Consider the following 23,074-nt stretch of genomic DNA (forward strand, 5'->3'; position numbering starts at 1 on the left):
CCCCGGCCGCGGTGGCCGGGGCGTCCGTGTGCACAGGCAGGACCTACAGAATGATGCGCATCGGCTGCTCGAGGATCTCCGCGAGTTCCTTCAGGAACGCGGCACCCACGGCACCGTCCACGGCGCGGTGGTCCACCGACAGCTCCACCGAGATGCGGTTGCGCACCTCGACCTCGCCGTCGACCACGACCGGCTCCTGGCGCATCGCACCGACGGCCAGGATCGCGGCCTCCGGCGGGTTGATGACCGCCGAGAAGCTGTCCACGCCGAACATGCCCAGGTTGGACACGCTGAACGTTCCGCCGCTCATCTCCTGCGGCTTGAGCTTGCCGTCACGGGCCTTGCCGGCCAGCTCACGCGTGTTCGTGGAGATGTCGGACAGCGTCGCCTTGTCGGTGTCGTGCAGCACCGGGACGACCAGGCCGGCGTCCACGGCCACGGCGACACCCACGTTGATGCGGTTGTGCTGCAGCAGCTTGTCGTCGACCCAGGAGGAGTTGACGGCCGGGTGCAGCTTCAGCGCCGTCGCGCAGGCCTTGACGATGAGGTCGTTGAAGCTGACCTTCACGCCGGTGTCGGCCAGCTGGCCGTTGATCTGCGTACGGAACGCCTTGAGCGCCTCGGCGTCGATCGTGCGGCGCAGGTAGAAGTGCGGCACGGTCTGCTTGCTCTCGGTCAGGCGGCGCGCGATGACCTTGCGCATGTTGCTGACCTTGAGCTCCTCGGAGTCGCGGCCGTCGTCGAACGACTGGCTCGCGGCCGGGGCAGCGGCCGGCTTGCTCTCCTGCGGGGCGGCCGGGGCCTGCTCCTCGGCGGGCTGACCCTCCTTGGCGGCCGCCTCGATGTCGGCGCGCACGATACGGCCCTTGGGGCCGGAACCCTGGATCGCGTTGATGTCCAGGCCGTACTCCTTGGCCAGGCGCCGGGCCAGCGGCGAGGTGCGCGGGCGGTCGGCCGGGCCGGACCCGCTCGGGGCCGGGGCCGCCTCGGTCTCCGCCTTGTCCTCGGCCGGCTCCTCGGCCTTCGGCTCCTCGGCGGGCTCCTCCGCCTTCTCCTCGGCCTTGTCCTCGGAGGGCTGGGCGCCGCCGCCGGACTCCTCGGGAACCGCGTCCGGGGAGTCGCCCAGGATGCCGATGACCTCACCGATGGGGACGGTGTCGCCCTCGGAGACGTTCTGCTTGATCAGGTAGCCGTCGTCGAAGGCCTCGTACTCCATGACGGCCTTGTCGGTCTCGATCTCGACCAGCACGTCACCGGACTCGACCTTGTCGCCGACCTTCTTGACCCAGCTGCTGATGACGCCTTCCTCCATGGTGTCGGAGAGGCGCGGCATGTGGATCTCGCTCATTGGTACTCCCTCTACCCGACCCGTTTGCCGACGGCGCTCAGGGTCTCCTTGATGGCGGTGCTGATCGACTCCACGCCCGGCAGCGCGGCGGTCTCCAGCGGCTTGGCGTACGGCATGGGCACCTCGGCCATGGCGACCCGGCGCACCGGGGCGTCCAGGTAGTCGAAGGCGCCCTCCTGGATCGACGCGGCGATCTCGGCACCGATGCCGTAGGTCAGCCAGTCGTCCTCGCAGATCACCGCGGAACCGGTCTTCTTCACCGAGTCCACGAAGGTCTGTCGGTCGAGGGGGCGGAGGCTGCGCAGGTCGACGACCTCGACGCTGATGTCCTCCTCTTCCTGGAGCTTCTCGGCGACCTGGTTGGCCACCGTCGCCATGCGGGAGTAACCGATGAGGGTGATGTCGGAACCCTCGCGCGCGATCCCGGCGCAGCCGATGGTGGCGACGTTGTCGTTCTCCGGCTCGGCGTAGTCGTCGGGGACCTCGCCCTTGGAGTTGTACAGCCCCAGGTTCTCCAGGAACAGCACCGGGTCGTCGTCGCGGATGGCCGCGCGCAGCATCGAGGAGGCCTCGGCCGGCGTGCTGGGCGCCATCACCTTGAGGCCGGGGATGAAGGAGTAGAACAGCTCGATGTTCTGCGAGTGCGTCGCACCGAGCTGCTGGCCGCCGCCGCCCGGGGTACGGATGACCATCGGCACGCTGGTCTGCCCGCCGAACATGCCGTAGATCTTGGCGGCGTGGTTGATGATCTGGTCGATCGCGATGAGCGAGAAGTTGATCGTCATCAGCTCGACGACCGGGCGCAGGCCGAGCATGGCCGAACCGACGGCCGCGCCGACGAAGCCCTCCTCGGCGATCGGGGTGTCGCGCACCCGCTTGGGGCCGAACTCGTTGAGCAGGCCCTCGGTGATCTTGTAGGAGCCCTCGAAGAGACCGATCTCCTCACCGACGACGTAGACGCTGTCGTCGCGGACCATCTCGGCGCGGAGCGTGTCCCGTAGAGCCTGGCGATAAGTGATCACAGACATGTGTTGTTCTCTCTCCTAGTCCGCGAACACCGGGTCGGCCGGCATGCGCCGCGACTCGTTGGGCACCGGGGTGGCGTACGTGTAGTCGAAGAGCGTGGAGACGTCCGGGTGGGGGCTGTTCTCCGCGAAGTCGGCGGCCTCGGCGACGCGCTCCTTGACGGAGGCGGCGATCTCCTCGCGGCCCTCCTCGCTGAGCACGCCGGCCTTGGTGAGCTCGTCGCCGAAGATCGCGACCGGGTCGTTCTCCTTGGCCCGGGCCTCGTCCTTCTGCTCCTGCGTGCGGTACTTGGCAGGGTCCACGACGGAGTGGCCCTTCATGCGGTAGCTCCAGGCCTCCAGCAGGAACGGCGTCTGCTCCTCGCGGGCGCGCTCGACCAGCCGGGTGGCGGCGTCGCGCACGGCCAGGACGTCGCGGCCGTCGACGCGCTCGCCCTCGATGCGGAACGCGGAGCCGCGCTTGTACAGCTCGGGCTCGGCGGAGGACATGTCGACGGTGGTGCCCATACCGGTGAAGTTGTTGATCACCACGAACACGACCGGCAGGTTCCAGAGCTTGGCGATGTTGAGCGTCTCGTGCCAGGCGCCGATGTTGGTGGTGCCGTCGCCCATCTGGCACATGACGACGTCGTCGCTCTCCCGGTAGGAGACGGCCAGCGCCGCACCGGCGGCCAGGGGCACCTGCCCGCCGACGATGCCGTAGCCGCCGAGCATCCGGGTCTCGGTGTCGTACATGTGCATGGAGCCGCCCCAACCCCGGGCGACACCGTCCTGGCGACCGTAGAGCTCGGCCATGACCCGCTTGGGGTCCATGCCCTTCTCGATGGCGTAACCGTGGTCGCGGTAGTTGGTGTAGAGGTAGTCGGTCTGCCGCAGGGCCGACATCAGGCCGACGACGGTGGCTTCCTCGCCCAGGTTGAGGTGGCAGTAACCACCGATCCGGGCCTGGGTGTAGGCCTGGGAGGTGCGCTCCTCGAACCGGCGGATGAACAGCATCCGGCGGTAGTAGTCGAGCAGGACGTCTGGGTTCTCGTTGGCGATGCCGGAGGTGTCCTTGCGACTGCGCCGCTTGGACCCGGAGGCCTTGGCGGAGCCGCCCTTCGGCTTGGCCGTGTCAGCCATGGTGTGCCTTTCTTCGTACGAGAAGACCTGGTGCCCCGTCCTGTGGGCCGGGGGTCCAGGTTCGCCGTGGCCCGCGGTCGTACGTGGCCGTGGCGTGTGCCGCCGCCTGGCTCAGATGGAAGCGGCACGATGTGGCTGGTGCGGGCACGCGCCGTGGGAACCGTGGCCGGTGTCTTCCCCGGCGCGGCGATCGCGGGTCGGTGTGTTCTTGTCTCGACCGGACCCGTGACCGCATTGCTTCCCGGTCTCCGGTGCCCTATTCAGTGTGACGTGCGTCGCGCACACTCTAATGACTGATCGATGATCGATCAATACGAGTTTACGGCAGATGACCGATTTTCGGGTGACGGGGCAGGTCAGAGCGCGGTGCCCCAGGTCACGGTGTCTTCTCCGTGGAGCGCATGGCCGCCTCGACGTAGTTGAGGACGTGGTCGCTGAGCATCTGGCCCACCTCGGGGTCCCGGTTCCGGAAGGCCTCGGCGATCTGTGCGTGGTCGACGGCCTTGGCGTGCAGCTCCATGTCGAGCCAGCGCACCGACAGGGCGGTCCACACCTCCACGCCCAGCGACTCCCAGGTGTGCATGAGCACGCTGTTGTCGGCGGCGCGCACGACCTCCCGGTGGAACTCCACGCTGTGCCGGATCTGCTCGGCGACGTCACCGCGCGCCGTTGCGGCCTGGAGAGCCTCGACCTCGCGCTCGAGGGGGGTGGGGTCGCCGGCGAGGGTGTCGGCGGCCAACTGTGCGGCGACCAGCTCTAGACCGGCGCGCACGGGGTAGATCTCCGCCATGTCCTGCACACCGAAGGCGCGTACACGTGCGCCCTTGTTCGGCACGGTCTCGATGAGGCGCAGGGTCTCCAGCTCGCGCAGAGCCTCGCGGACCGGTGCCTGGCTGACCTTGAGCTCCGTGGCCACGCGGCGTTCGACGATGCGCTCACCCGGTTTCCAGCGGCCGGACAGCAACCCCTCGACCAGAACCTGCCGGATCTGTTCCCGCAACGGCTCCCGCGCCAGTTTCGAGGGGTCCTCCGGCAACTGTGGGAGGTCGACCATCCAGGTCCCTTCCGTCGCTCGGTCCGCCCGCGGTCGACGCGGGGGCCGGTTGGGTGAGTGTCGTACAAGCTCTCTGAAGAGTGCCACACGGCCGTGTGGTGAGGAGACGTCCGGGTGTGCTGCGCTCACGAAAGCATCACGGAAAGGTATCGTGGGGGTCAACATGGTGCCGTGGTGCGGTGCTTCCCGGTCCGCCCGCGGGGGGTGGCGGGCGGGGTGTGGCGCACGACGCCGCCTCGGAGCGGAGGGCCCGGGTAGTCTCGACTGTCGGCAATATCCACACAATGCCGTGCGAAATGTGACCAACGCTACGGCGATGCAACAGGCGAGAACGCGTTGACCTGCGCGTACGGAACAGGTGTGTCAGGTGCGCACGCGGGCGCGACTCGGCACCAGAGAAGGCCTCGGAAGGCCGCGGCGACGGGCAGTCACGAACCACGTGAACCGGTCGCCGGGTCCGGTCGTCGAAGAAGAGGGAACGGGTGTTCGGCCCGCATCCCCGTGCGGTCGGCCACCCCGAGGACGTCAGATCAGGATCGAAAGCCGCGGCTAGCCCGTCCCCCACACGCTTGCGCCACAGGCCAGCCCACGACGTGTGAGACAGCACCGAGTACATGACGCATTCTTCGCGGACCCGACATTCGCGGTCCCCACAAGCCACCCGACCACGTGACGGGGCCAGACGCCGCCCCGCCCCGGGGCCCTACAGCGGACCCATCCCGGTCGTGCGGACCAACGAGTTCGCCCCCGGGCCCCCGATCGTGCGCACGGTCAAGTGGCCCAGCGTCAGTGAGATCGCCTGGGGCATGGCCTCGGACCGCATCGCGATCATCCTGGCCGTGGGGCTCATCGTCATGACGATGCTGGCCGCCGGGCCTCTGCACCCGGTCGACCACTTCCTCAACAGTTTCGAACGGCCGCTCTGGGACCACATACGTGAGCCGCTCATCTACTCGCTGGACAACCTGGCCTCGCGTTACAGCGCGCTGCCGGTCCTGGGCGTGGTGGCGCTGCAACTGGCTTACTGGCATCGCAGCTGGCGGCCGATCGTGCTGGCCGCGGTCGGCGTCGTGGGCATGATGTCGCTGGTGTCGGTGATGAAGCTGGCCATCCACCGGGGCCACGCCAAGTACGGGGAGGCGGAGTTCTTCTCGGGCCCGGGCAACGTGGCGTTCCCGTCGGGGCACGGGGCGAACGCCATCCTCATCTACGGGCTGGTGCTGTTCCTCATCATCCGGTTCGGGGCGGCGAGGCCGCACGTGATCCGGCGCCTGGCGTACGCGATCGTGGTCATCGCCCTGGTCCAGTCGACGGTCTCGATCTACCTGACCTTCCACTGGTTCTCCGACCTGGTCACCGGCATGGTCGCCGGCGGGTTGGCGCTGAGGTTGACCATCCGGCTCGACCGGATGATCCCGCACGGCCGCACCGTGGAGTGGTGGCCCTGGTACGGGCGCAGACCCGAGAACGAACCCGTCGAGAACTGACGAGCGGCGCAGCAACGGTGCCCGTCCGGCCCCAGGGCCGGGCGGGCACCGTCGTGTGAGCTGGAGTACTGTTGCGCCGGTCCGGCACGGGAGCGACCCTGCGAGGTGGGGACATGGAGATTCGCTGGATCGAGGCCTTCATCACCGTGGCCGAGGAGTTGCATTTCGGCAGGGCCGCGGACCGCATGCACATGGCACAGTCCCCGCTGAGCCAGACCATCAAGAAGCTGGAACGCCACCTGGGCGCCGTGCTGTTCGAACGCAACACCCGGTCGGTGGCGCTGACCTCGGCCGGGCACGCGTTCCTGCCGCACGCCAAACGGGTCGTGCGGGAGATCGACCTGGCGCACCGGGCCACCCGTTCGCTGGAGGGCGAGGTCTACGGCCGGGTCACCATCGGGTTCTCCGGGGCGCTGAACCACCGCACCCTGCCGCCGCTCACCCGTGCCCTGCGGGCCCGCTACCCGCGCATCGACCTGCGGCTCGTCGACCGGGTCGTCACCCACGACGCCATGCAGCTGCTGCACCAGGGCCGTATCGACCTGGCGTTCGTGGGCATGCCGCTGGCCGAGGACGGCATGGAGGTCAGGGCGATCAGCGAGGAGGAGTTCGGTGCGGTGCTGCCGACCGATCACCCCTTGGCCGGCGAGGACAGCATCGACCTGGCCGATCTGGCCGGGGAGGACTTCATCATGCTGCCCCCGCAGGCGGTCTCGCGTGAGCTGGTGGTCAGCGCCTGCCTCGACGCGGGGTTCCGTCCCAGGCAGGGCCAGGAGGTCGTGGATCCGTACCTGATCCTGTCGTTCGTCGCTGCGGGGCTCGGGGTCTCCCTGGCGCCGAGCTGCCTGAGTCTGATCATGCCGGAGGGTTCGGTCTTCCGCCCCCTGCGAGGGAAGGCACCGCGGTTGCGCAGTGGGATCGCGTGGAACCCGGAGCACCCGACGGAAGGGCTGCGCGCGCTGCTGTCGGTGGCCGATGACGTGCTCCCCACGCCGTGAAGCACGCACCTCCCCAAGATAAAGAGCGATCAGCGCTTAGTTCATGACGAATTGAGTGTTGGACACACATGATCTCCCGGGGTCACGATCAGTGCGACGTGACCGGCTCCACACGGACCCAACGGGAGAGCACCGATGAACACCTACGCGGTCGTCTACACCTACGGCGGGGACCCCTCCGCACGCGACCAGCACCGCCCCCGGCACAAGGACTTCCTGGCCCGGCTGCACGAGGACGGCCGGCTGCGGGTCTCCGGCCCCCTCGCCTCCGAGGGCAGCCCCGGCGCCCTGCTGATCATCGAGGGAGAGTCGGCCGAGGACGTCGCCCGCCTCATGGACGGTGACCCCTTCCAGCGGGAAGGGCTCATCGCCTCACGCAGCATCGACGAGTGGACCATCGTCTTCGGGGGGATCCGTTGACCTCCCCCGCGACCACACCCGCCCCCGTCCCCACCTCCACGATGCGGGTGGCCCGCACGGTCACCGGCGAACAGGTCGAGATCCAGGAGGCCCCCGTTCCCGCCCCCGGGCCCGGTGAGGCCCTGGTGCGGGTCCACACCGTCACCCTGTGCGGCACCGACCTGCACATCTGGGAGGACGACTACGCCACGGAACTGCCCATCGTCCAGGGGCACGAGTTCGTCGGCACCGTGGAGTCCCTGCACGACCCCGGCAGCGGGCCGAACCCCGGAACCCGTGTGGCCGTCTCCCCGATGGTCACCTGCGGCACCTGCCATGCCTGCACCATCGGGCGCCGTAACGCCTGCGCGCACTTCTCCGCCCTCGGCTGTTACCAGGACGGTGCCCTCGCCGAGTACATCGCGGTACCGGTCCAGGACCTGCACCCCGTTCCCGACGGCCTGCCCACGGAGCTCGCACCGCTGGCCGAGCCCCTCAGCATCGCCCTGCAGGCCGTGCGCCGCGGGCGCCCCGAGAGCGGCGAGCGGGCCCTGGTCCTGGGTTGCGGCCCCATCGGCCTGCTCAGCACCCTCTGTCTGACCTCCCTCGGCGTGGAGGTCGTCGCCGCCGACACCCACCCCGGGCGCCAGGCCTTCGCCCGCGAGTTCGGTGCCACCGACACCCTGCTCGTCGACCCGGACCGCGGACTCGACACCGACGCCGTCCGCGCCTGGGCCGGACGCTACGGCCCTCCGCTGGTCATCGAGGCAACCGGCGCCCCGTCGAGCCTGGACTCCGCGCTCGACGCCGTCGCCAACGCCGGCCGTGTCGTCGCCGTCGGCATCTCGGACCGCACCACCGAACTGTCGCTGCGTGTCCTGCCCGCCAAGGACCTCGACCTCCTCGGCAGCCGCAACAGCCAGGACCTCATCGGGGAGGCACTCGAGCTGCTGACCCGGCACACCGGGGCGGCCCGCGCCCTGGTCACCCACTCCTTCCCCCTCGACCGGATCTCCGAGGGGTTCGAGGCGATGCGCTCGCGCACGGAGCTCGTCGGCAAGGTCGTGATCCGCATGCCCGGGGGTGAGCGGTGATCACCGAGCACCGGAACCTGGACACCGCCTACGACACGGTCGTGCTCGGCAGTGGCGCCTCGGGCCTGGTCGCAGCGGTTCGCGCCGCGCGGGGCGGACGCCGGGTGCTGGTCCTGGAGAAGGACGAGCGCCTCGGCGGGACCTCGGCCGTCGGAGGCGGTGTCATGTGGGTGCCCGGAAACCACCTCATGTCCGAGGGCGGATGGCACGACACCCGCGAGGGCGCCGCCGCATACCTGCACGCCGCCACCGACGGGTACATGGACGCCGAGTGGATCGACTGGTACCTGGACACCGCGCCCCGCGCCGTCCGGTTCCTCACCGAGGAGGCGGGGATCCGGCTGCGCGCGCTCGGCCGCCCCGACTACCACCAGCATCTGCCCGGTGCGGCGAGCGGGGGCCGAGGTCTGGACAACGACCCCTTCGACCCTGGACCGTACGAAGGCCTGGTCGAGCTGGTGCGGCCGCCCACGTACCTCCCGCCGATCAGCATGGCCGAGCGCGACGCCCTCCAGGGCGAACCCGTCGACCCCGGCCTGCTCGAACAGCGCCGCCGAGACGGCCTGCGCACCATGGGCGGCGCCCTGGTGGGGCGGCTCCTGGTCGCCGCCGCCGAGGCCGGGGTTCACGTGGCCAACCGCGCCCGTGTGACCGGGCTCGAGCGCACGGACGGAGGGGACTGGCAGGTCGAGAGCGCTGCGGGCACGTTCACCGCTCCCGACGTGGTGCTGGCCTCGGGCGGTTTCGAGTGGAACCCCCGGTTGCGGGCGGCCTTCCTCGCCTTCCCCGTCACCCCCATCAGCGCACCCAGCAACGAGGGCGACGGCCTGGAACTGGGGATGGGCGCCGGAGCCTCCCTCGACCTCGTGCGCGCGGTCTGGGGCGTGCCGGTCATCACCCCGCCCGATGCGCGCTACGACGGCAGGCCCTCGGGGCGCATGGGCAACGTCGAGATGACCCTCCCCGGTTCGGTGACCGTCAACGCCGCCGGTCGGCGCTTCGTGAACGAGGCGGTCAACTACCACGACGCCAACCGGGTCTTCGGCAACGTCGAACCCGGGACCGGCAAGCTCGCCAACCAGCCCGCCTGGCTCGTCATGGACCACGAGTACCTGCGCCGCTACTCCGTGGCCGGGTCCGTACCTGGCCGGGTCGAGGACTGGATGACCACCGCCGACACCCCGCGCGGGCTCGCCGAGGCGTGTGGCATCGACCCCGCAGGGTTGGAAGCGACGCTCGAGCGGTTCAACGCCGACGCACGTGCGGGTGTGGACACCGAGTTCGGACGCGGGGGCAGCCCGCAGGACCGCCACCTGGGCGACCCCGACAACACCCCCAACCCCTGCCTGCGCCCCGTGGAGCACGGCCCCTTCCACGCCGTCCCGATCTCGGCCGGCGTGCTCGGAACCGCGGGCGGCCTCGCCGTGGACACCAGGGGTCGTGTGCTCGGCGCCGACGGACACCCCCTCGAAGGGCTGCACGCCGCCGGCAACGTGTCCGCCTCCGTCTTCCGCGACGCCTACCCGGGCGGTGGGGCCACGCTCGGTTCCGCCGTCACCAGGGGGTTCGCCGTCGGGGAGCACCTCGCTTCCCGCGCACGTGTGTGAACCCGCCCCCGGACCCCGAGGAGAGCCTTGAGCCCCACACCCCTCACACCGGCACCGCTCCGCCTCGGCTCCGTGACCCTGCGCAACCGCCTGGTCTCGGCGCCGATGGAACGCAACTACTGCACCCCGGAGGGGCACGCCACCGATCAGTACGTGCACTACCTCGCCGCCCGCGCCCGCGCCGGCGTCGCGATGGTGACCACGGAGGCCACCTTCGTGCGCCAGGACGGAAAGGGCCGCACACACCAGCTCGGCGCCCACGACGACCTCTGTGTCCCAGGTCTGCGCCGCATCGCCGACGCCCTTCACGCCGAGGGCGCGCTGATGTGCTGCGAGCTCAACCACGGTGGGCGGACCGCGCAGTCGGCCCTGACCGGCCGGCCCAACGTCGCGCCCTCCCCGGTACCGTGCCTGCCCGCGGGCGGTGAGACCCCGCGGGAACTGACCGCCGACGAGTGCCGCGAACTCGCGCGCGACTACGGGCGCGCCGCCGAACGCTGCGTGCGCGCCGGCGTCGACGTGCTCAGCATCCACGCCGCGCACGGGTACCTCGTCCACCAGTTCATGTCCCCGATCAGCAACCACCGCACGGACGAGTTCGCCGCGCCCGAACGCTTCCTCGACCTTGTCGTCGACGAGGTGCGCGCCGCCGCTCCCGGCATCACCCTGGGGATCCGGGTCTCGGTGCTGGAAGGGCCCGAGGACGGGCTCGGCGCCGAGGACACCCTGGCGGTCCTGCGCCGCGCCAGCCTGGACCGCGTCGATTTCCTCGACCTGTCCGCAGGCAGTTACGAGGCCGGCGAGTGGATCGTCCAGTCGGGGGAGTGGCGCCCCGGGCTGCTCACCGAGTACCTGGAGCCCTACCGCGAGTTCGGCCTCCCGCTGGGTCTTGCCGGGCGTCTGAACAGTCCCGGGGCGGTCGAGGAGGCGCTTGCCGCGGGCGCGGACTTCGTCAGCCTCGCCCGTGCCCTGCACGCCGACCCCGGCTTCGCGACCGCCTGTCTGGAGGGCACCCCTTACCGCCCCTGTATCGCCTGCAACGTCTGCATCGACAACCTCGGCCTCGGCCAGGTGGCCTGCTCGGTCAACCCCGAGGTCGGGCGCGGCGGGGTTCCGCTCCCCTTCCCCGAACCCGCGGCGCCCGCCGCGGCCACGGTGGTCGGGGGAGGACCGGCCGGGATCACGGCCGCTCGTGAACTCGCCCGCGCCGGTCTGCGTGTCACGCTCCTGGAGCACCACGAGGACCTGGGCGGCGACCTCACACTGGCCGCCCGGATGAAGTCCCTCCCGGACTTCGGCAGGTTCCTGGAGTGGGCCCCGGCCGAACTCGACCGGCTCGGCGTCGACGTGCGTCTCGGCCGGACGGCCGACCCCCGCGGAGTAGCCGACACCGCCCCGGACCTGGTCGTCGTGGCCACCGGGGGCCGCCCCCGCGCAGCCGACACCGACCACGGGACGGACGTGCGCGATTGGCTGCGCGGCCACCAGGATCGGGAACTGCCCGGCCATGTCACCGTGTGGGGCACCGACGCGGTGGCCATGAGCACCGCGGACACCCTCGCCGACCGGGGATGCCGGGTGTTGCTCCTGGGCGAGGGCGACGAGATCGCGCCCGAGGCCGGCCGCAGGGCCAAGATCCTCGCCCTGCCACGCCTGACCTCCGCGCCGGAGGTCGGTATCCACCTGCGCACCCGCCTCCTGGCCGCCGACGGTGAGCACGTGGAGGCGGAGGGCGAGGACGGCCGTGTCCTGCGTCTGCCCGCCCCGGGCCCGCTGTTGCGATCCCGCGGCCTCGCCCCCGACGAGGACGCCGTCGCCCTGGTGCCCGAGGGGATCCCGTACGCCCGAGTGGGGGCCGCGGACGGGCGGGGCGCGACCCTGCGCGAGGCCGTGTGGAGCGGGCACGACGCCGCGCACTCCCTGCTCGGCCTCCTCGGCTCCCGGCCCACCGCGGGCACCGGGGCCGACCCCGACGACACAGCCCGGAGAGGGGCCCTGCGATGAACCACGGAACACCACTGCGTTTCGGCATCATCGGCTGCGGCCGGATCGCCGCGAACCACGCCCTCGCGCTCGCCGGACACCCCGGTGCTGAGGCCGTGGCCTGTCTCGACGCGGACCTCGCACGCGCGGACGGGTTCGCCCGCGAGCACGGTATCGGGCACGCCGTCTCCACCCCGGAGGAGCTGTACGGGCTCGGCCTCGACGCAGTGGTCGTGTGCACCCCGCACCCCCACCACGAGGAGGCGGTCGTCCGCGCCGCCGGCCACGGCGTCCACGCCCTGTGCGAGAAACCGATCGCGGTCGACCCTGCGGCCGCCGACCGCATGATCGCGGCGGCCGGCGCGGCCGGGACCACCCTCGGTGTGGTCTTCCAACGCCGTCTGTGGCCCGCGGCGCGGCGCATCCGCGATGCCGTCGACGACGGGACCCTCGGCCGTCCATTGGCCGGCGAGGTCCGGGTACGCCTGCACCGCCCGGCCGAGTACTACTCCGCCGACCCGTGGCGCGGACGTTGGGACACCGACGGAGGGGGTGTGCTGATGACCCAGGCCGTCCACCAGATCGACCTGCTGTGCTGGTACATGGGCACACCCGTCGCCGTCGCCGGGCTCACCGCCACACAGAAACACGGGGACCACATCGAGGTGGAGGACACCGCCGCGGCGGCCCTCTCCTTCGCCTCCGGTGCCGTCGCCACCGTGCACGCCCACACCGTGGGGTCCGAGAACCTCGGCAATCTCGTCTCGGTCACCGGCGAGTCCGGCGCGACCGCGTCCCTGCTCGAGTACCCCGAGGGCGGAGAGGGTGCCATCGACCTGTGGACCGCCCCGGGGCAGCGCCACACCGCCGACGGGTACGCAGACGCCTCCGCCGCCACACCGGACCTCGCAAGCATCAACGCGGGGCTGCGCCCGTTCCACTCCCTCCAGATCGCCGACTTCGTCTCCGCCCTGAGGGAAGGCCGTGACCCCGCGGTGACCGGCCGCGAAGCACGCGACTCGCTCGCCGTCGTCGACGCCGTCTACACCTCCTGCCGCACCGGCAGGACCGTGCACCTGGACCGGGGCGGGCCCGACCCGCTGCCCCGGACCGCAGAGGAGGACCGTGAGTACTGACATCACCGCCGAACAGCAGGAACGGGACTGTGACGTCCTCGTCGTCGGCTCCGGTGCGGGCGGGCTCGCCGCCGCCGTCACCGCCGCCTGGCACGGGCGCGACGTCGTGGTGGCCGAGAAGGAACCGGTCCTCGGCGGGGCGACGGCGTGGTCCGGCGGCTGGATGTGGGCGCCCGGGAACCCGGTCTCCCGCGAGGGAGGCAACACCGAGTCCGCCGACGGTCCCCGCACCTACCTGCGCCACGAACTCGGCGATTACTACGACGAGGAGCGGGTGGAGGCCTTCCTGGAGGCCGCACCCCGCATGGTCTCCTTCTTCCGCGACCACACCGAGCTGCAGTTCGTGGACGGCGCCGCGATCGCCGACTTCCACGGCCACACACCGGGTGCGGGCACCGGCGGGCGTTCCGTCGGCCCCGCTCCCTACAGCTCACGCCGGATGCCCCGACACCTCGTGCGCCGGATGCGTCCTCAGCTGTACGCGACGTCCTTCCTGGGCATGGGCATCATGGCCGGGTCCGACCTCCAGTCCTTCCTGCACTTCCGGCGTTCGCCCGAGGCGTTCCTGCACGTGGCCCGCCGGGTGACCCGGCACGTGTTCGATCTGCTGCTGCGCGGGCGCGGTACCCAGCTCGTCAACGGACCCGCCCTCGTCGGCCGGCTGCTGACCTCCGCCGACCGGCTCGGTGTGCGCCTGCTGACCGGGTCCCCGGTCATCGAGCTCACCACCGCGCCCGACGGCCGGGTCACCGGCGCGGTCGTCGCCGGCCCCGAGGGGAAGACCCGGTACCGGGCCCGCCACGGTGTGGTCCTGGCCTCCGGCGGGTTCCCGCAGGACCCCGCGCGCCGCCGGGAGCACTTCCCGCGTACCCCTACCGGCGAGGAGCACTGGAGCATGGCTCCCGCGTCGGCCTCGGGCGACGGTGCGGACCTGGCCGGTACGGTCGGCGGCCGGTTGCGCACCGACGTCCGGTCGGCCGTGGCCTGGTGCCCGGTCTCGCTCGTGCGCTACCCCAACGGGGCCGTGGGCCGGTTCCCGCACATCGTCGACCGCGGCAAGCCCGGGCTCATCGGGGTGCTCGCGAACGGCCGCCGCTTCGTCAACGAGGCCGACGGTTACCACGACTACGTGGCCGCGATGGTCGACGCCGTCCCCGAGGGCGAGGAGGTCGCGTCCTGGCTCGTGTGCGACCACCGGTTCCAGCGCCGCTACCCCTTCGGGATGAGCAAACCCTTCCCGGTCCCGGTCGCGCCCTACGTGCGCTCGGGCTACCTGCGCAAGGGCCGCACCGTGGAGGAACTGGCCGAACGCTGCGGCATCGACCCCGAGGGCCTGCGGCGCACCGTCGACGCGTTCAACACCCACGCACGCAAGGGTGAGGACCCCGAGTTCGGACGCGGCGGGACCCCGTTCAACCAGCGCTCGGGCGACCCGGAAGTGGGGCCCAACCCCAGCCTGGCGCCGCTCGACCGAGGCCCCTTCTACGCGATCAAGGTCCTGCCGGGCAGCTTCGGGACCTTCGCCGGCCTGGACGTCGACACCCGCACCCGGGTGCTCGACGGTTCCGGAACGCCGGTCCCCGGGCTGTACGCCGCCGGGAACGACCAGGTCAGCGTCATGGGCGGTGCTTATCCCACCGGTGGTATCAACCTCGGCCCGGCGATGGCCTCCGGGTACACGGCCGGAACCGCGGTGGCCGCCGACGAAGCGGCACACACGGACGGGGGCGCAGGGTGAGCGCACAGGCGGACACAGGGGCGACGGGCGAGAGAGGGCGAACGATGGAGCAGTGGACGAAGGAACTGACCCTGGCCGGTTACGGTATCCACTCCTCGGTGGACTTCGGTGAACGCGTGCGTGCTGCGGCGGCGGCCGGCTTCACCGGTCTGGGCCTGCGCGCCGAGGACTACCGGAGCGCCCTGGCGCAGGGTTGGACCGACGACGGCATCGCCGCACACCTGGCCGAGCACGATCTCGCCCTGACCGAGGTCGAGTACGTGACCGGGTGGGGGAGCGACACCGAGCGGGACGCTGCCCAGCGGGAGAAGGAAAGCACGGTCTTCCACATGGCCCGCCGGTTCGGGGTGGCCCACGTCAACGTCGGGCTCCTGGAGAGCTTCGACGAGGACACCGTCGCGCGGGCCCTGCGGGACCTGTGCGACCGGGCGGGCGAGTTGGTCGTCGGCGTGGAGTTCATGCCCTACAGCGGGATCCCGGACGTGCCCTCGGCGCTGCGGGCCATGGACCGCAGCGGACGGGAGAACACGGGGCTCATCGTCGACGCGTGGCACTGGGCCCGGTCCGGTTCCACCGCGGCGTCGTTGGAGGGACTGGACCCCGGACGTGTGGTGTCCGTTCAGCTCTGCGACGTCCTGGCAACGCCCATGGAACCGATGCGCACCGAGTCCCTGCACCACCGTGTGCTGCCGGGGCAGGGCCACGGCGACGTCGCGGGCATGCTGCGCGCCCTCGACGCCCATGGGATCGACCCGGGGCTGGTGAGCGTGGAGGTCATCTCCGACGAGCTGGCCTCGCACGGTCCCCGGGAGGCGGCCCGCGCCGCGCACGGGGCGGCGCTGGCGGTCCTGAGGGAGACCGTGCACCGGTGACCCGGTGAGGGATGCCGGAAGGGGCGCCGCGGCCGTACCGGTCGCGGCGCCCCTTCCGTGTGCGGGCCGTGCGGGGTCGGTCAGGCCGGGTCCCGGCCCGAGCCGGGTTCGTGCCCGGTGCCTTCCGTGTCCTGGAGCCCGTCCACGGTCCGGGTCTCCTCCTGGGCCGGCGGTTCGTGCCCGTCCCCCTCGGCCTCGGTGCCGCTGGGAGAGCGGACCGCGCGGCGAACGGCGAAGCCCACCGACAGCACGATGAGCGCGCTCAGCACCAGGGGGATCGGTTCGAGCAGCCACCCGAAGCCGCCGTCGTGGATGATCATGGTGCGCCGGTACCCGCTCTCTGCGATCGGCCCGACAATGAGCCCGATGACCATGGGCGCCAGCGGGAACCCGAACTTGGTCATGAGGTAGCCGATCACCCCGAAGACCACCATGACGAGTACGTCGAAGGGGTTCGAACGCACGGCGAACGCACCGATCATCGACAGCACCAAGACCGTCGGCCACAGGTAACGCGTGGGGATCCCGGTGATGAGCCGCGACCACAGCCCCGTCCCGAGCAGGCCGATGACGAGCATGACGAGGTAGGTCAGCAGGAAACCCACGAAGATCCCGTAGACCAGCTCGGGGCTGCCGGTGAAGAGCTCCGGTCCTGGACGCAGCCCGTGCACGGTGATGGCGCCGATGAGCACGGCGGTGGTGACGTCGCCGGGGATGCCGAGCGTGAGCATGGGGACCAGCGCCCCGGCCGTACCGGCGTTCTTCGCGGTCTCGGCGGCGGCGATCCCGCGGGGTTCGCCCTTGCCGAACCGGCGCTTGTCGCGGGCGGCGCGCTTGGCCTCGTTGTAGGCGACGAACGCCGAGATGTCCCCTCCGGTGCCCGGGATGATCCCGATGATGAAGCCGATGGGCGAGGACAGAAGGATCGGCGGGGTGATACCTCGAAGCCAGGACAGGGTCGGCCGGAACTTCTGCACGGCCGCCTGCCCCAGGGTGCGTCCCCGGGAGCGTTCGAACTGCACGAAGGCCTCGGAGACCGCGAAGAGCCCGATGAGGACCGGGATGAACCCGATACCTGCGGCCAGGTTCGGGTCGTCGAAGCTCAACCGCGGGTAGGCCTGGATGGTGTCGAGGCCGATCAGGGCCAGACCGACGCCGAGCACACCGCTGATCAACCCCTTGACCAGGCGGTTCTCCGAGACCGAGGCGACAACGGTCAGGGCGAGCACGGCCAGCAGGAAGTACTCGGCCGGGCCGAAGGCCAGCGCGATCCCGGCGAGCAGGGGCGCGAACAGGCCCAGGGCGACCACCCCGGCCAGACCGCCCAGCGACGAGGCCACCACGGAGATGCTCAGCGCCTCCGCGGCCCGGCCCTGTTTGGCCATGGCGTTGCCGTCCTCCACGGTCGCCGCCGAGGCGGGCGTGCCGGGCGAACGGATGAGGATCGCCGGGATCGACCCCGCGTAGACCGCACCGCCGTAGATACCGAGCAGGAGCATCATGCCGGGAAGCGGATCGAGCGAGAACGTGAACGGCAGCAGGACCGCGACCCCGACCGTGGCCGAGATCCCGGGCAGGGCACCCACCACGATGCCGACGAGGCAGCCCAGCACGATGAAGATCAGGACACCGGGGTCGAGGACCGCGTCGATGCCGATGAGCCAGTTCTCGATGTTCATGCGGCCCCCAGGAGAGGAAGCCCGCTCAGGAGGCCGGTGGGCAGGAAGACCTCCAGGAGCTGGGCGAAGAGCAGGTGCAGGCCCACGGCGACCCCGGCCGACACGGCGGCGATCGCGACGGGGCGGCGGACGCCGATGAGCAGGAGTGCGGCGGCCATGAACCCGGTACTGGCGAGCACGAACCCGATCGGTTCCAGCAGCAGCGCGTAGACCAGGGACAGCAGGGCGATCGCACCGACCTGGACCAGCCCGCCGGTGTCAGGCAGCGGGCCGGAGCGTTCCGGACGCCAGATCAGGGCGAGGGAGAGCAGACCGAGGACGACCGCGACGATGCGCGGAAGTGCGGCCGTTCCTGGGTCGTGTTCCTGGCCTGGCGGCGGGAAACCGAAGCTGAGGGCGAGGAGGGTCGCGGACAGGGCCAGCAGGATCACCCCGATGACCCGGTCGCCCCGGGTGGTCGCGGCGGCGTTCACAGATGCTCCTCCTCCGGCGCGAGGCCGAGCTCCTGGACGGTGCGGCCGTAGAGTTCGTGCTGGTCGTCGAGGTAGGAGTCGAAGTCCGGGCCGTCCCGGAACTCCTGGTCGAGGTTCTGGGCGGCCATCCACGCGGAGAAGTCCTCGGCCCCCTGCGCCTGTCCCAGGCATTCGGTGAGGAACCCGACGCGTTCGTCGGGGGTGCCGTTGGGGGCGACCACGCCGAGGATGGCGCCGCTGTCCCACTCCAGTCCCTGATCGGCAAGGGTCGGGGTGCCGGGGAAGACCTCCTCCTGGCCTGTCGTGGCGAGGGCGCGCAGGTCACCGGACTCGATGTAGGGGGCGATCTCGGCGGCGCCGACCGCGACCATGTCGGTCTGGTCGCCGAGGGCGGCGGTGATGGCCGGCGCGGAACCGTCGAAGGGGACGTTGTCCATGCCCTCCTCCACGCCCGCCTCCATGGCCATGCCGGAGAAGGAGACGTGGTAGACCGACCCCGTTCCGGCGGTGGCGATCTTGACGCCGTCGTCGCCTGCCGCGTCGAAGACCTCGTCCAGGTTCTCCAGGGGCGAATCGGCGGGCACGGCGAAGACGTCGGGTTGGTAGCTGTACTGCATGACGCCGCGCAGGTCCTCGGGCCCGATGTCGGAGACGCCCAGGTGGCCGAGGATCGCCAGTTCCATGCCGATGATCCCGAGGGTGTGGCCGTCGGGTTCGGCCTCGGACATCGCCTGGTAACCGACGGCCCCGATGCTGCCTTCCTGGTTGCGGACGATGATGTCGGTCCCGCAGGTCTCGCGCGCCTCGGCCACGAGCAGGCGGGCGGTCTGGTCGCCGCTTCCTCCCGGGGGCCAGGGGACGATGAGCTCGATGCTGCGGTCGGGGAAAGCGCCCTCGTTCTGCGGGACGGTGCAGGCGGTCGCGGCCAGGCCGAGGGCGAGGAGCGCGGCCGCGAAGGACCGTGGTGTGCGCCGGGGAGGGCGGGGGTGTGGGCTCATACCGTCCTTTCGCCGGTGACGGCGGGGATCGTGCTGGTGGACGAGGGGTCGCGCGACGTCTCGCTGGACTGTAAGGCGCGTCACATCACATGACAAGGGCGTGAATTCCCGGAAACGTGGCTGGTGAGAGCGGTTCTCGGGGTCCGTGTGCGGCGAAAGAGCAGGTCGCGGGGCCCAGTTGTGCGTTTTACGCATGACCGTGCGGAATATGAACTCAGTGCAAGACCGGAAGTGAATCGCGGCGGGTTCAGTTGTCCCGGGGCTTGTGGGGGGAATACCCCTTGGGGGTATATTGCTCAAGGTGGCGGCACGCCGGACAGGCCGACGTCCGATCGCCGGATACCCCCTATGGGTACGTTGACGCCGGAGGGAGACACCCATGAGCGCAGGCGAACACGGGACACACCAGCCCCACGACCACGGAGAACACGACCACGCCGGTCACTCGGGGCACGAGGGGCACGGACACGGAGGGCACGGGGACCACGCCGCGATGTTCCGCGTGCGGTTCTGGTGGAGCCTCGTGCTCGCCCTCCCCGTGGTCCTCACCAGCCACATGATCGCCGGGTGGGCCGGATACGAGGTCCCCGGATCCCTGGAGTGGGTGCCGCCGGTGCTCGGCACCGTCGTCTACCTCTACGGCGGATGGCCGTTCCTCTCCGGGGTGTGGCCCGAACTCAAGGACCGCCGGCCCGGGATGATGACCCTGGTCGCGATGGCCATCACCGTCGCGTTCGGCTCCAGCCTCCTCGCGAGCTTCGGCGTCGTCGGCATGCAGCTCGACTTCTGGTGGGAGCTCGTCCTGCTCGTGGTCGTCATGCTCCTCGGCCACTGGCTCGAGATGCGCGCCCTCGGGCAGGCCTCCGGCGCGCTGGAGGCGCTCGCCGCGCTCCTGCCCGACCGGGCCGAACGCCTGGGCGACGACGGTGAGGTCACCGAGGTCGCCGTCGCCGACCTGCAGCTGGGCGACACCGTCCTGGTGCGCTCCGGCGGCCGGGTCCCCGCCGACGGAACCGTCGTCAGCGGGCGCGCCGCCTTCGACGAGTCCATGATCACCGGCGAGTCCGCCACCGTCACCCGCACCGACGGCGACCGGGTCGTCGCCGGCACCGTGGCCACCGACTCCGCCGTGCGTGTGCGCATCGACGCCGTCGGCGACGACACCACGCTCGCCGGGATCCAGCGCCTGGTGAGCGAGGCCCAGAGCTCGCGCTCCCGCTCCCAGGCCCTGGCCGACCGCGCCGCCGCGCTCCTTTTCTGGTTCGCGCTCGGCGCCGCCGTCGTCACCTCGGTGGTGTGGACCTCGCTCGGGGAGGTCGGATCGGCCGTCGAACGCACCGTCACCGTGCTCGTCATCGCCTGCCCCCACGCCCTCGGGCTGGCGATCCCGCTGGTGATCGCGATCTCCACGACGATGTCCGCGCGCAACGGGATCCTGGTCAAGGACCGTCTGGCGCTCGAACGCACCCGCCTCGTCGACACCGTGCTCTTCGACAAGACCGGCACGCTCACCAAGGGCACCCCGGCGGTCAACGGCACCGCCGCCGTCGCCGGACACACCGAAGAAGCCGTGCTGGCCCTGGCCGGTGCGGTCGAGTCCGACTCCGAGCACCCGCTCGCCCGGGCCGTGGTCCGCGCCGCGGGTGAGGCGGGCGGCGTTCCGCGTGCGAGCGGGTTCGAGTCCCTGACCGGACGCGGCGTACGCGCCACCGTCGACGGGCGCACCGTGCACGTGGGCGGCCCGTCCCTGCTGGCGTCGATGGACCTGAACGAACCCGCCGACCTCGTCGAACGCACCGACACCTGGCGCTCGCAGGGCTCCACGGTGCTGCACGTGGTCGACGACGGCGCCGTCGTGGGCGCCCTGGCCCTGGCCGACGAGGTGCGCCCCGAGTCGGCCTCCGCCGTCCGGCAACTCCAGGAACAGGGCGTGCGCGTGGCCATGGTCACCGGCGACGCCCGCAACGTCGCCGACGCCGTCGCTGCCCGCCTGGGCCTGGACGAGGTCTTCGCGCAGGTCCTGCCCGACCAGAAGGACGCCGTCGTGCGCGACCTGCAGGACCGCGGGAACCGGGTCGCCATGGTCGGGGACGGGGTCAACGACGCGCCCGCCCTGGCCCGTGCCGACGTCGGTATCGCCATCGGTGCCGGCACTGACGTGGCGATCGAGTCCGCCGGGGTGGTGCTCGCCTCCGACGACCCGCGCGGGGTCGTGTCGGTGCGCACCCTGTCCCGGGCCGGTTACCGGAAGATGCTGCAGAACCTCGTCTGGGCCGCCGGGTACAACCTCGCGGCGGTGCCGTTGGCCGCCGGTGTGCTCGCCCCGATCGGCTTCGTGCTCGCGCCGGCCGTCGGTGCGGTGCTCATGAGCCTGTCCACGATCATCGTGGCGCTCAACGCCCAGCTGCTGCGCCGAGTGGACCTGCGTCCGGCCGACTGATCCGGGCCGCCCGCGCGTGATCGTCCGCACAGCGGGAAGACCGTTGCCGTCGCGGGGCGCCCTTCGTGGCGGGAGGCGTTCCCCGCGGCCGGGCCACCGTCCCGATCGGATACGGGACGGTGGTCCCCATGTGCGCCGGACCTGCGGCGTGAACCGGGTTTCACGTGAAACACGCGGAGGGCGTGCGTTCGATCGGGCCGGCCGGCTCCAGGCAGGAGGCCGCGGCCCGGCCCCAGCGGTTCCCGCGCATCCGGGGTTCGAGCGCGGCCACGGTCGCCGCGTACTTGCTGAAGGAGACCTCCCGGAACCCGTGTGCGTGCAGACGCCGTTCGGTCGAGGTGAGCCCGCCGCGCGTCTTGACCTCCAGCAGCACCACCCCGGGGCGCATCCGCACCTCGCGGCCGCCCCGGCGCCCCACGAGCTCGGTGTCCAGGGTCAACCGTTCCGTGCCGGAGAGCGTGACCAGGGTCGTGCGCCGGTAGTCGGTGACCGCGGTCGGCGCCACGGTCTCCGGTACCCCCAGCCCGTACCCGCCCAGCGTCGTGTCGAGGAAGGCCCTGGAGGCACGGGGCAGCACGTGGGTCGGCCCGTCGTGGTCGACCCGCACCTTGTCGGTGAGGCCCCGCACGCCCTTGAGCTTGACCTCGAACAACCGGGTGTCGGTGTCGACGTAGGAGCGCACGCGTGCCTTGTAGCGGCGGCGCCGTCCCTGCCGGTGGTCGCGGAAACTGCGCAGGTCGGGGGTGTCGAAGTAGGTGGAGGAGTAACGGAAGGAGTCAGCGCCGCCGATGGTCAGGACGCCGATCTCCTCACCGTTCTCGGCCAGGACCGCGGGCAGTGCGTCGGCCGGGACCAGGTACTTGCGGCAGACCCGGGTGACCAGGGAGGCGTGGGTGTTGATCTCGTCGAGGGAGAGCGGGGTGGGGGAGAGGTCCCCGAGCAGTCCGGTGTTCATCGACCGCCCATCCAGGCCGGGAGCGACAGGGTCAGGGTGGAGCCGGTCGAGGGCACCGGCGCGGAGCGGGGTTCCTGGTAACGCGCGTCCACGACCATCAGGTCGCGCACGTAGTCGACCTCCGTGACGAGCACGTGCTGGACCTTGCCGCGCAGCCGCCGTTCCAGCTCCTGGCGCAGCGCGGTCTCGTCCTCGATCACCACGTCGAGGGTGACGACCCGGCGCCGCGACCGTGCGATCAGGCCCGGGTGGTCGGCGACGTACATGACGCCGAGCATGAGCGCGTTCAGGCCCAGCATCGTCCAGGGCGCGGGCGCGGCCACCGCGTTGATGAGGCCGAGGGCGATCGCGGTGAAGTAGTAGCCGATCTCGCCCTGGCTGATCGTGTCCGAGCGCAGCCGCAGGATCGACAGGACACCGAACAGGCCGAACCCGACGGCGAGGCCGACCTCCTTCATGGTCAGCATCGCCACGACGGAGAAGATGCCCACGTTCAGGGCGACGTAGGCGAGCACGAGGTCCCGCCGGCCGTGGCGCCGGAAGTACAGGACGTAGGACAGGACGAAGATCGCGGTCAGGTCGACCGCCAGAGCGAACCAGATCATGGCCACCATCATGCGAACGCCCGGTGAGCGGTCCATGAGCCCCACATGAGGGGACCTTCAT

At 71.2% G+C, this 23,074-nt stretch carries 19 protein-coding genes; 10 read left to right on the top strand and 9 right to left on the bottom strand.

All coding sequences use genetic code 11. From position 1 onward, the window contains the following. Nucleotides 1–43: 43 nt before the first annotated feature. The 4 genes from IDM40_RS05595 to IDM40_RS05610 all read right to left on the bottom strand — a co-directional run bounded on the left by IDM40_RS05595 (nt 44) and on the right by IDM40_RS05610 (nt 4,549). Nucleotides 44–1,348, bottom strand: a complete 1,305-nt coding sequence (locus IDM40_RS05595) for a pyruvate dehydrogenase complex dihydrolipoamide acetyltransferase (RefSeq protein WP_193120831.1) — start codon at nt 1,346–1,348, stop codon at nt 44–46. A gap of 11 nt (nt 1,349–1,359) precedes the next feature. Beyond that, the gene (locus tag IDM40_RS05600; RefSeq protein ID WP_193120832.1) at nt 1,360–2,376 is read right to left on the bottom strand and encodes an alpha-ketoacid dehydrogenase subunit beta; all 1,017 of its coding nucleotides are present in this window, start codon (nt 2,374–2,376) and stop codon (nt 1,360–1,362) included. A gap of 15 nt (nt 2,377–2,391) precedes the next feature. Continuing rightward, nucleotides 2,392–3,495, bottom strand: coding sequence for a pyruvate dehydrogenase (acetyl-transferring) E1 component subunit alpha (pdhA, locus tag IDM40_RS05605; RefSeq protein WP_193120833.1), 1,104 nt, complete (start codon nt 3,493–3,495; stop codon nt 2,392–2,394). Nucleotides 3,496–3,871: 376 nt separating this feature from the next. Beyond that, nucleotides 3,872–4,549: a GntR family transcriptional regulator gene (locus tag IDM40_RS05610; RefSeq protein WP_193120834.1), complete on the bottom strand. Its 678-nt coding sequence runs from the start codon at nt 4,547–4,549 to the stop codon at nt 3,872–3,874. Between the two features lie 725 nt (nt 4,550–5,274). On the opposite strand from IDM40_RS05610, the gene IDM40_RS05615 reads away from it, so the two are divergent. The 9 genes from IDM40_RS05615 (at nt 5,275) to IDM40_RS05655 (ending at nt 15,863) form a co-directional block, all read left to right on the top strand. Next, nucleotides 5,275–6,036: a phosphatase PAP2 family protein gene (locus tag IDM40_RS05615; RefSeq protein ID WP_193120835.1), complete on the top strand. Its 762-nt coding sequence runs from the start codon at nt 5,275–5,277 to the stop codon at nt 6,034–6,036. A gap of 113 nt (nt 6,037–6,149) precedes the next feature. Further along, nucleotides 6,150–7,034 carry a LysR family transcriptional regulator gene (locus IDM40_RS05620; protein ID WP_193120836.1) on the top strand — a complete coding sequence of 295 codons (885 nt, stop codon included), beginning with the start codon at nt 6,150–6,152 and terminating at the stop codon, nt 7,032–7,034. Nucleotides 7,035–7,169: 135 nt separating this feature from the next. Beyond that, a complete protein-coding gene (locus IDM40_RS05625; RefSeq protein WP_193120837.1) occupies nt 7,170–7,454 on the top strand; it encodes a YciI family protein in 285 nt (94 codons plus the stop codon). Next, nucleotides 7,451–8,527 (top strand): alcohol dehydrogenase catalytic domain-containing protein, encoded by a 1,077-nt coding sequence (locus IDM40_RS05630; RefSeq protein WP_216630389.1) that lies wholly within the window; start codon nt 7,451–7,453, stop codon nt 8,525–8,527. The genes IDM40_RS05625 and IDM40_RS05630 overlap by 4 nt, the downstream gene beginning before the upstream one ends. Beyond that, nucleotides 8,524–10,134 carry an FAD-dependent oxidoreductase gene (locus IDM40_RS05635; protein WP_328806946.1) on the top strand — a complete coding sequence of 537 codons (1,611 nt, stop codon included), beginning with the start codon at nt 8,524–8,526 and terminating at the stop codon, nt 10,132–10,134. The genes IDM40_RS05630 and IDM40_RS05635 overlap by 4 nt, the downstream gene beginning before the upstream one ends. A gap of 27 nt (nt 10,135–10,161) precedes the next feature. Further along, a complete protein-coding gene (locus tag IDM40_RS05640; RefSeq protein ID WP_216630390.1) occupies nt 10,162–12,138 on the top strand; it encodes an oxidoreductase in 1,977 nt (658 codons plus the stop codon). Beyond that, nucleotides 12,135–13,253 carry a Gfo/Idh/MocA family protein gene (locus IDM40_RS05645; protein WP_193120838.1) on the top strand — a complete coding sequence of 373 codons (1,119 nt, stop codon included), beginning with the start codon at nt 12,135–12,137 and terminating at the stop codon, nt 13,251–13,253. Before IDM40_RS05640 ends, IDM40_RS05645 begins: the two co-directional genes overlap by 4 nt. Beyond that, entirely contained in the window at nt 13,243–14,991 is a 1,749-nt protein-coding gene (locus tag IDM40_RS05650) for an FAD-dependent oxidoreductase (protein WP_216630391.1), read from the top strand. Before IDM40_RS05645 ends, IDM40_RS05650 begins: the two co-directional genes overlap by 11 nt. Nucleotides 14,992–15,035: 44 nt before the next feature. Next, nucleotides 15,036–15,863: a sugar phosphate isomerase/epimerase family protein gene (locus tag IDM40_RS05655; RefSeq protein WP_193120839.1), complete on the top strand. Its 828-nt coding sequence runs from the start codon at nt 15,036–15,038 to the stop codon at nt 15,861–15,863. Between the two features lie 80 nt (nt 15,864–15,943). Here the strand turns inward: IDM40_RS05655 and IDM40_RS05660 are convergent, their stop codons facing one another. From IDM40_RS05660 to IDM40_RS05670, 3 genes are read right to left on the bottom strand one after another with little or no spacing between them, the layout of a single operon-like run. Next, on the bottom strand, nt 15,944–17,542 hold the full coding sequence (locus IDM40_RS05660) for a tripartite tricarboxylate transporter permease (protein ID WP_193120840.1): 1,599 nt from the start codon (nt 17,540–17,542) through the stop codon (nt 15,944–15,946). Next, nucleotides 17,539–18,015, bottom strand: coding sequence for a tripartite tricarboxylate transporter TctB family protein (locus IDM40_RS05665; RefSeq protein WP_193120841.1), 477 nt, complete (start codon nt 18,013–18,015; stop codon nt 17,539–17,541). Before IDM40_RS05665 ends, IDM40_RS05660 begins: the two co-directional genes overlap by 4 nt. Beyond that, nucleotides 18,012–19,013 carry a tripartite tricarboxylate transporter substrate binding protein gene (locus IDM40_RS05670; protein WP_193120842.1) on the bottom strand — a complete coding sequence of 334 codons (1,002 nt, stop codon included), beginning with the start codon at nt 19,011–19,013 and terminating at the stop codon, nt 18,012–18,014. The genes IDM40_RS05665 and IDM40_RS05670 overlap by 4 nt, the downstream gene beginning before the upstream one ends. Before the next feature lie 379 nt (nt 19,014–19,392). Here IDM40_RS05670 and IDM40_RS05675 point away from each other — a divergent pair, with 379 nt between their 5' ends. Beyond that, nucleotides 19,393–21,453 carry a heavy metal translocating P-type ATPase gene (locus tag IDM40_RS05675; protein WP_193120843.1) on the top strand — a complete coding sequence of 687 codons (2,061 nt, stop codon included), beginning with the start codon at nt 19,393–19,395 and terminating at the stop codon, nt 21,451–21,453. 160 nt (nt 21,454–21,613) lie between these two features. Here the strand turns inward: IDM40_RS05675 and IDM40_RS05680 are convergent, their stop codons facing one another. After that, entirely contained in the window at nt 21,614–22,408 is a 795-nt protein-coding gene (locus IDM40_RS05680; protein ID WP_193120844.1) for a polyphosphate polymerase domain-containing protein, read from the bottom strand. Further along, nucleotides 22,405–23,013: a DUF4956 domain-containing protein gene (locus tag IDM40_RS05685; RefSeq protein WP_193120845.1), complete on the bottom strand. Its 609-nt coding sequence runs from the start codon at nt 23,011–23,013 to the stop codon at nt 22,405–22,407. The genes IDM40_RS05680 and IDM40_RS05685 overlap by 4 nt, the downstream gene beginning before the upstream one ends. Nucleotides 23,014–23,074 lie beyond the last annotated feature (61 nt).

It is taken from the genome of Nocardiopsis coralli, from assembly GCF_014892575.1.
Taxonomy (GTDB): domain Bacteria; phylum Actinomycetota; class Actinomycetes; order Streptosporangiales; family Streptosporangiaceae; genus Nocardiopsis; species Nocardiopsis coralli.

Bases quoted from the DNA above. Each gene is read 5' to 3' on its own strand.
- IDM40_RS05660 (WP_193120840.1), bottom strand. From the start codon at position 17,542: ATGAACATCGAGAACTGGCTCATCGGCATCGACGCGGTCCTCGACCCC.
- IDM40_RS05675 (WP_193120843.1), top strand. From the start codon at position 19,393: ATGAGCGCAGGCGAACACGGGACACACCAGCCCCACGACCACGGAGAA.
- IDM40_RS05610 (WP_193120834.1), bottom strand. From the start codon at position 4,549: ATGGTCGACCTCCCACAGTTGCCGGAGGACCCCTCGAAACTGGCGCGG.
- IDM40_RS05600 (WP_193120832.1), bottom strand. From the start codon at position 2,376: ATGTCTGTGATCACTTATCGCCAGGCTCTACGGGACACGCTCCGCGCC.
- IDM40_RS05645 (WP_193120838.1), top strand. From the start codon at position 12,135: ATGAACCACGGAACACCACTGCGTTTCGGCATCATCGGCTGCGGCCGG.
- IDM40_RS05655 (WP_193120839.1), top strand. From the start codon at position 15,036: ATGGAGCAGTGGACGAAGGAACTGACCCTGGCCGGTTACGGTATCCAC.
- IDM40_RS05685 (WP_193120845.1), bottom strand. From the start codon at position 23,013: ATGATCTGGTTCGCTCTGGCGGTCGACCTGACCGCGATCTTCGTCCTG.
- IDM40_RS05680 (WP_193120844.1), bottom strand. From the start codon at position 22,408: ATGAACACCGGACTGCTCGGGGACCTCTCCCCCACCCCGCTCTCCCTC.
- IDM40_RS05595 (WP_193120831.1), bottom strand. From the start codon at position 1,348: ATGAGCGAGATCCACATGCCGCGCCTCTCCGACACCATGGAGGAAGGC.
- IDM40_RS05625 (WP_193120837.1), top strand. From the start codon at position 7,170: ATGAACACCTACGCGGTCGTCTACACCTACGGCGGGGACCCCTCCGCA.
- IDM40_RS05620 (WP_193120836.1), top strand. From the start codon at position 6,150: ATGGAGATTCGCTGGATCGAGGCCTTCATCACCGTGGCCGAGGAGTTG.
- pdhA (WP_193120833.1), bottom strand. From the start codon at position 3,495: ATGGCTGACACGGCCAAGCCGAAGGGCGGCTCCGCCAAGGCCTCCGGG.
- IDM40_RS05670 (WP_193120842.1), bottom strand. From the start codon at position 19,013: ATGAGCCCACACCCCCGCCCTCCCCGGCGCACACCACGGTCCTTCGCG.